Annotated in this window: 7 protein-coding genes and 1 pseudogene (1 of these 8 running past the window's edge); all 8 read right to left on the bottom strand. The window is 47.2% G+C overall.

Annotation, left to right across the window (positions count from 1 at the left end):
* Positions 1-1,281: pseudogene (locus B3N33_RS09380) on the bottom strand (L-fucose/L-arabinose isomerase family protein) (it extends 142 nt beyond the left edge of the window).
* 40 nt (positions 1,282-1,321) lie between these two features.
* Positions 1,322-2,350 carry a LacI family DNA-binding transcriptional regulator gene (locus B3N33_RS09385; protein WP_292590247.1) on the bottom strand — a complete coding sequence of 343 codons (1,029 nt, stop codon included), beginning with the start codon at positions 2,348-2,350 and terminating at the stop codon, positions 1,322-1,324.
* 115 nt (positions 2,351-2,465) lie between these two features.
* Positions 2,466-3,365, bottom strand: coding sequence for an ROK family protein (locus B3N33_RS09390; RefSeq protein WP_214061498.1), 900 nt, complete (start codon positions 3,363-3,365; stop codon positions 2,466-2,468).
* Positions 3,352-3,978 (bottom strand): bifunctional 4-hydroxy-2-oxoglutarate aldolase/2-dehydro-3-deoxy-phosphogluconate aldolase, encoded by a 627-nt coding sequence (locus B3N33_RS09395; RefSeq protein ID WP_214061499.1) that lies wholly within the window; start codon positions 3,976-3,978, stop codon positions 3,352-3,354. Before B3N33_RS09395 ends, B3N33_RS09390 begins: the two co-directional genes overlap by 14 nt.
* Before the next feature lie 186 nt (positions 3,979-4,164).
* Entirely contained in the window at positions 4,165-4,935 is a 771-nt protein-coding gene (locus B3N33_RS09400; protein WP_214061500.1) for a protease inhibitor I42 family protein, read from the bottom strand.
* 56 nt (positions 4,936-4,991) lie between these two features.
* Positions 4,992-5,693 carry a peptide-methionine (S)-S-oxide reductase MsrA gene (msrA, locus tag B3N33_RS09405; RefSeq protein ID WP_292593140.1) on the bottom strand — a complete coding sequence of 234 codons (702 nt, stop codon included), beginning with the start codon at positions 5,691-5,693 and terminating at the stop codon, positions 4,992-4,994.
* A gap of 311 nt (positions 5,694-6,004) precedes the next feature.
* Positions 6,005-6,562, bottom strand: coding sequence for a heliorhodopsin HeR (gene heR / locus B3N33_RS09410; RefSeq protein WP_292590242.1), 558 nt, complete (start codon positions 6,560-6,562; stop codon positions 6,005-6,007).
* A gap of 25 nt (positions 6,563-6,587) precedes the next feature.
* A complete protein-coding gene (locus B3N33_RS09415; RefSeq protein ID WP_292593142.1) occupies positions 6,588-6,782 on the bottom strand; it encodes a hypothetical protein in 195 nt (64 codons plus the stop codon).
* Between the last annotated feature and the right edge of the window lie 451 nt (positions 6,783-7,233).

Below are 7,233 nucleotides of genomic sequence, written 5' to 3' on the forward strand. Positions count from 1 at the left end.
CACATAGGCATGCGGCCACTCGATCTGGACCTTCTCCGACAGCTTCTTTTCTTCGGCTTCAGAGAGTTTAACGAACTCTCCCGGTACTATTGTCATGATGTACTCGCCGTTCTGTCTTGCAAGCCTGGCAAGGGTAACTCGCCCAGGTGCCGCGAAGTGCTTTACGGCTGCTCCTCCGGCAGGGAAGTAGAAGTCTTCTGGATACAATTCTACGTTTTTGAGATTAACTTCGGGATTCATCGATTTGCCGGCAAAAAAAGTCGCGTGAGTGCCCGAGTTACATAGATCTAGCAGGTTTTCTTCCTCGAAGTAATGCCTCACGTCTGCAAATAGAACAGGAGTCTGAGCAATATGCTTGAAGATCTCCATTGTCAGAGCTCCATCCATATCCGTTTCGGTGGCCGCAACGATTGTCTCCTTTGAACCGTGCCAGTCGTATGGATCGTTGAGGAAGGCCTCTACTATATCCATGGTAGCATAGTTGTTTGTCATCTCGGGCTGGCCTTTGAAGCCCACAAAGTCAAGTTCGTACTCCTCGATAATGCTTAAAGCAGCTTCGTAGAGTGCAATCTGTTTTTCGAGTTTTTCGGGAGTAAGCTGTTTCCCGTCATACTTAACTGTCGCCAGTCTTTCCAGCCATTCTCTTGCCTTTTTCGTGACGTCTTTCGGCACTTTCTCCGCTCTCACTACGAGCTCATACTGGTCAATCTGCTCGACATCGACGCCGAACTCCTTCATCCACTGATCACCGTTCGCGGTGGCGGTGTACATTCCCATAGGGCGGCCGCCGAACATACCATACCTCTCGCCCTTAAGTCTTGCCGCTGCCGACGCAGCTCTCAAAAAGTGCATGACTCTCTCGATTACATCTGAATCTTCGGGGTTTCCCCACACCCTTTCCGGCATTATTCCAACCTGTTCCAGTGCGCCGGCGGCCGCCAGCTGCCCGACCATTCCCGGATACGCCGGGTTGATCTGTCCATAGGTGAGGAAAGGACCTGGTGCATAAAGCGAGGCCATCACGGAAAGATGCGGCCAGCACCAGATGGCGTAGTTGAATATCGTGGCCTCAACCTCGGCCTTCATCAGTTCCTTGCCGGCCTTCTTCGCGAGCGAAGGCTTCCAGACTATATCGGAGGCTGTGACAACTTCCACTTCACCCGTTGCTTCAAGGGCCTTAACCAGCCTGTCTTGAAACCCCTTGTTCATTTCGATCAGATCGTTGTGAACAAAATCGCGCCCGTCGGAAAAAGTGATCACTCCAACCTTTCTCTTTTTCATTAAGCATTCCTCCTCTTTTCAATGTTTTCTTCGAGCTTATCTATATGAGCTTTGACACAGATTTTCTTTGAAGCAGTTCCGCCTTCAGCACAACTTTCGATTTCTCACCTCTTGTTCCGTCTATTTCGCTCAGCATTATCGTGGCGGCAATCCTTCCGATGTCGAGAACCGGCTGTCTGATCGTCGTCAAGGGAGGATCGATTAGTTCGTTCATGGAATGGTCATCGAAGCCAACGATTGACAGATCACCGGGGATTCTGAGATGTAGCTGCCTGACTGTATCGACAAGCACTTGATTGAGAAACTGGTTTGTGGATATGATCGCATCCGGTCTCTTGTCCGATTTCAGAACAGATTCCAGTGACAGCGAAGCCCTTTCCGCGTCCACTGCATTTTCGATAATCCAGTCTTTGTTTATCTCAATGTCCAGCATCTTGCAAGCATCCAAAAAGCCCATGCGTCTCTCTTCTATTGTATAGATTCCCTTTTTGTGAAGGACTATTCCGAGCTTGCTGTGACCGTTTTCCTTTAGATGCAACACTCCCTGAAGTATCGCCTGTCGGTTATCGAGGGTTACCGAACTTATCCTCTCCATTCCCTCAAGAATTCTATCGTAGAAGACGACAGGAATGTTTCTCCTGACTGCCTCTCCGTAGAGTTTTGAGTTGTTCCTTCCGTCTTCTCCTTGACAGGGCGAGGAAAGTATCCCCTCGACACCGTGTTCGAGAAGCCATTTTATGTAAACTCTCTCCTTCTCGAAATCCTCGCCGATATCGCAAACTATGAATTTGTAGCCTCTGGGAAAGAGAACGGTCTCGATTCCGCTCATGAAATCCAGAAAGAATGGATTCCTGATATCCGACACAATGAGGCCCACCGTTTGGGTCTTTCTTGTCTTCAGGGATTTTGCGGAGGAATTGGGAATGTAGTTCAATCTTTCGGCTGCGTCAACTATCTCCTTCCTTAGAGAAGGACTCACTCCCGGTTCATCGGAAAGCGCTCTAGATACAGACGACGGCGATATGTTCAATTCATTTGCTATGTCCTTTATCGTTATCTTCTTAATCAATGAAAATCGCAACCTTTCGCAAACGTTTGCGTTCCTTTTCATTATACTATATGGCATCAACGGCTTGAGGTGAAGAGAGAGATGAACTAGATGAAGGTAGCCTGGAAGGAAAAAGTCAGTGAGTCTTCAGCTTTCTTGACAGCAAAAGAGTTCCTAAGATGGTAGGGCTTGGTTCTGCAACGGAGAGCTCAACTTCAAAATTCTTTCCGTGGATTTGATAATGGTTATCTCTTATTGTTCTTTCTATGGAGCTGAAGTAGAAGGGGTTCTTGCCGAGGTTTCCCCCTATAACGAGCAGCTCGGGGTCGAAAGAGTCTATCAGGTTACACAGAAATCTTCCTAACGTTCTTGAAGCTCTGGTCACCAATTCACTGAAGAATCTCTCATTCATCTTTGCCCGATCGATAATCTCCTTCGTCTTTATTTCTCTATTGAGTGAATCTTTGACGATCTTTTCAAGGCCTTTTCCTCCCGAAAGCGCTTGTAAGCAACCATGGCGTCCGCAAGTGCAGAGAGGACCATTCGGGTCAACTACAGTGTGGCCAATTTCGCCAGCTACGCCATTTGCTCCGCGGAAGATATCGCCTCCGAAGACTATTCCCATTCCGATCCCTGTGCTGACCGTCACATAAATAAGCGAATGAATGTCTTTCCTGATAGCCCACTCTCCAAAGGCCGCGGCGTTGCAGTCATTCTCGATTACACCTTCAGTACCGAGAAAGGGAATTAGTCTCTCAAAAAGTTTGAGATTCTTCCATCCCAGATTTGGAGACCAGACAAGTGTTCCTGTATCGGGATCAACTGCACCGGCTGTGCACAAACCCCATCTACTGATCTGACCGCTCCCCGTAAGTCCTTCACACACGCTTCTGAGACGGGCCAAGAAATCATCTGCTCCACATTCCGGGAATGTAGGAAACTCCTTACTCGCAAGAGGTTCCTGAGAGCCCTCTATGAAAGCGGAAACGAGAGTCTTTGTTCCGCCGATATCTATTGCCAGTTCAATTGATTCCATCTATTGCCTTCCGAATTCTTCTGATCCTATTCAGAACCTCCGATTCCTTTCCTTCTTCGAACAGCTTCTTGCTTGCTATGAAGGAGCCAACTCCGAGCGCAGAGGCCCCTGACTCAATGTACTGAGCAGCATTTTCTGCGGTCACTCCCCCGAAGGGCATGAATTTGACATAGGGGAAAGGTCCCCTATATGCTTTGAGCAACTGTAGACCTATCGGATCACCTGGAAATAGCTTCAGAAAGTCAAAACCTTCATTTAGAGCGGTCTGAACATCGCTTGATGTGTAGACGCCGGGTATATACAACATCCCATCTCTTTTCGAGAGCCTGGCGATTTCTTCGCTGAATCCCGGACTGAGTACGAAATCTGCGTTCGATCGTAGGGCTTTCGAATACGATGACTCGTTGTAGACTGTGCCGGCCCCTATGTGCAATACTCCTTCAAGTGACTTCTTCAGTTCAAAGAGTAATTCAGACGACGACTCATCGGAGAAACTCACTTCTACGATGGTGAAACCGTTCTCCAGCAGCATTTCGCACAGAGTCTTCGATTGCTGAAGAGTGAGCCCTCTAATGACTGTAAGGAGCTTTTCGTTCAAGAGTTTTCTAAGCAAGCCAGTTCCCCTCCAAAATGATGAATTCACTGAAACCTATGACTCTCAATGTAAAGGGCGGCCAAAGTGTTCTCCGTTTTTCTGGCCGCTCTGATGAGTACTGTTCTGAAACAATGTCTTCTTGAAGCTATCTTATCATCTTCAAGGGGACTCTTCTTGGTTAGCTCTTTATGTCACTTCCATATACTACTCAACAGATACACCTGCAAATGCGACCATGGGATCTTCGTTGCTTTCCCACGGCCGGGAGTAGGTGAACTCTATCAAAGATATTCCCTTGCGTATTCCTTCAAAATCAAAGAATACGGTCGTCGGTGAACCCACAGTCTGTACTGAGTTCGGAAAGCCTTGAATAGAGCCTGAACTGCTCGAGTCACTTGCAACGGTCTTCCCAATGTACCTCAAGGCGGATCCATCGGTTTTCGGAGTCCACGAGAATCCGGTCGACGGGTTTTCCTGGAGAGAGATTCTGGTAAGTCTACCCACCTCCACCGATCCTGATGAACTGCTCAACACCATTGTGTACTGAGGAACACACTCGTTTAGAGTTGTATCCTCGACTTCAACGTTATATACGCGGATATCTACGGCGCTTTCCTGCCCTTCCCATTCTCTGAAGAGTTTGAAGATGATTGCAGAGCTTCCAATAGATTCAGGGGTGAAGAACCATGTAATTGCTGAGCTGGCTCCGGGTGATGTTTCTTCGGGTTGACTTCCGGAGACTTCCTTAGAATAAAGTGAAAAAGCTTCATTATCTGATAGGTAGTAGTGCCAGGTGTACCCGGAGCTTGTATTCTCATCCAGGTCGATCTTGAGACGTTGTTCGTAACTGACCTTGTTTACAATGACCGGAATCGCCAACTCTTTTTCAGACGCTCCTAGCAGAGCATTTGCAGGTAAGAACACGAGAACGAGCATTATAACTGTAATGACTTTATGATTTCTTCTAGAAGACATACACACCTCCGATTTCTGTTTTGTCTTTTGCGAAGCTCGCGATCTGAATGGCAGCCCTACTCTAGCATTCTCGAGACCTTCTGCAGATTCCCTTCTTGCAGACCATAGCTGATGTACTCGGCCCTCATAAGATCCCTATCGCCTTTGCCTGCTAGAAGAGAGTTAAGTCTCGCTGCCACAGTTGAACTATCCAACTCGAATATGTCTCCGTAGAACCCAAGTAGATCGTTGAGCAGTCCCCGGTCTCGCTGAAGATAGAACTTCAAATGGTAGTCTTCTGCCCGGTAGAACTCTACGATTTGAGATATCTCTGTAGCTGACTTCATATCACGTTCGCTTTCCTTCAAAGCAATGAACTCTTCGGCCACGTCCCTTTGATCGGCATTATGATAGAGAATAATTGACATGTACTGTCTCTTGTAGTCTATGTAGGCGTTATGTGAGCTCCAGAAAACCTCCAGCAAGGCCTCGTAAGTGATCTCTGACGGGTCAAACTCGATCTGAACAACCTCCGTATGATCGCACAGCGAAAAATAGCTTGGGTTCTCTTTTGTACCGCCGGCGTATCCGACGCTAGTTTTGTAGATTCCTCTTGTTCCTCCAAAGGCAGCCTCGGAGCCCCAGAAACACCCAAGGCCAAATGTTGCTTTCTCAAGGGTTGAGGGAACATCGATATCGATCGCAGGTTTTTCACTATTGGCCATAGCAAACACTCCTAACAATGAGAATATCATTATAGTTGAAAGGAACTGCTTCATACATACCTCCACTTTATTCTAGACAATATAAATCGGATATAAGACTATTTGGAATGATTATAAGTTCATTTGTCGAAGTGATTTTGAAGGTTTGAGAAGAAGCTTACATGGGTTAGAACGATCCTCCATTTTGAAGATGACCTATGGAATTCAAGATTTATTAAGTGTCCTCCGCAACAGCAGCTAAGATACCCCCGCTCTCCATTGAAATGAGGAGCGGTGATTGTGATGTAAGTGAGTCTTTGCAACGATTCCCGTTTCCTTTGCAGACTTTCATAGTCGCGAAAACAATACAGCGTCAATCCCGACTCTTAAGCGAATAACAGAGTCCCAACTCCTCTTTCACTGAAAGAGAGGGTTTGTTTAAACGTGTGGTGCCTTTCTTTGTTCAAGGTAATCAAACCGGCCGAAGAGTCCCAGCGGAAAGGCTGCCAGGCCAAAACGCTCTTCGCAACTAGACTTAGCAGAACATATACCGTCTCGCCAAAGAGATAATTCTTCCAGGGTCCGATCTTCTTGTATTGCAGAAACATATTTATCGCAAAGCTGTTGAAGAAGACAAGGAATGTTATGAGAACGGCGTACACGAAAGAGGGGAATTCCACATTCGCCTTTCCCAGCGAAGTAAACAAGTATATGAATACGGCCAAGCATGTTACCGCTCCGGCTATACAACCATATATGAAGGCCGTCCAATTTGTTTTCTCTGTTGTCTGATTGTGAAGTTCCATCATGAGTTCGAAGAGGTTCATAAGGGCGTTCACGGTGAAGAGAAGCATAAGGCTCACGATATCCAGCATTCCCGAGAACATGGCTATTGCAAAGATCATTACCGAGGAGCTAAAAGAATACTCATACCATCTCGGCATAGTTGATGCCCTTTGCAAGATTCCTCTAATACCATTTGAACCCGAAAGCGGAGACGGTGAAGTGGGCTATTGCAGACATGAACAGAAAACTGGCAATGAAAGGCCCCATTCTCAAATCAAAGAAGTTTTCCGTGGCCAGCACGAGGCGCATAATCTCCCTGTCAAATACCAGATAGTTTCTGGTTATTGTTAGAGCTGAGTCGTTGCTGATAAAATGCATTACGATTCCTTGAACCAGATGCAGAAAACCCATGACGATGTTGTAGAACCTTAGCTTACCGTGACTCCTGCCATACTCTCATTTCCTTTTCGTCACTTACAAATACTAGCATCTACAAGCCTCTGTCCAATGCTTTTCGGAGACTGGAACGGCGCCAGGACGCAATGCCCAGAGAAACGTCTGGAAACGCTAAGCGCCGAAGAATATCGGTGGACGCAAGACTGCCTTCGGCAGGAGGCGAGGCCGACTGCGTCGGGAAGTGATGCTGCTGCGCAGGAAGCAAAAAAAAAGAGCCGCTGAACGCTGTGAAGAGTCGTCCTTAGTCCCAGATCATGGACCCGTCCTTCGAAAGAGCAGTTGCAAGTTGTCAAAGAACCGCTGTACGCTTAAGAGCAAAAACCCGCTGGTCGCTGATGAAAACCACGTTGCCCGTCAACGGGCCACCGCCAAG

This window comes from Mesotoga sp. UBA5825, from assembly GCF_002432955.1.
In the GTDB taxonomy this organism is placed as follows: Bacteria; Thermotogota; Thermotogae; order Petrotogales; family Kosmotogaceae; genus Mesotoga.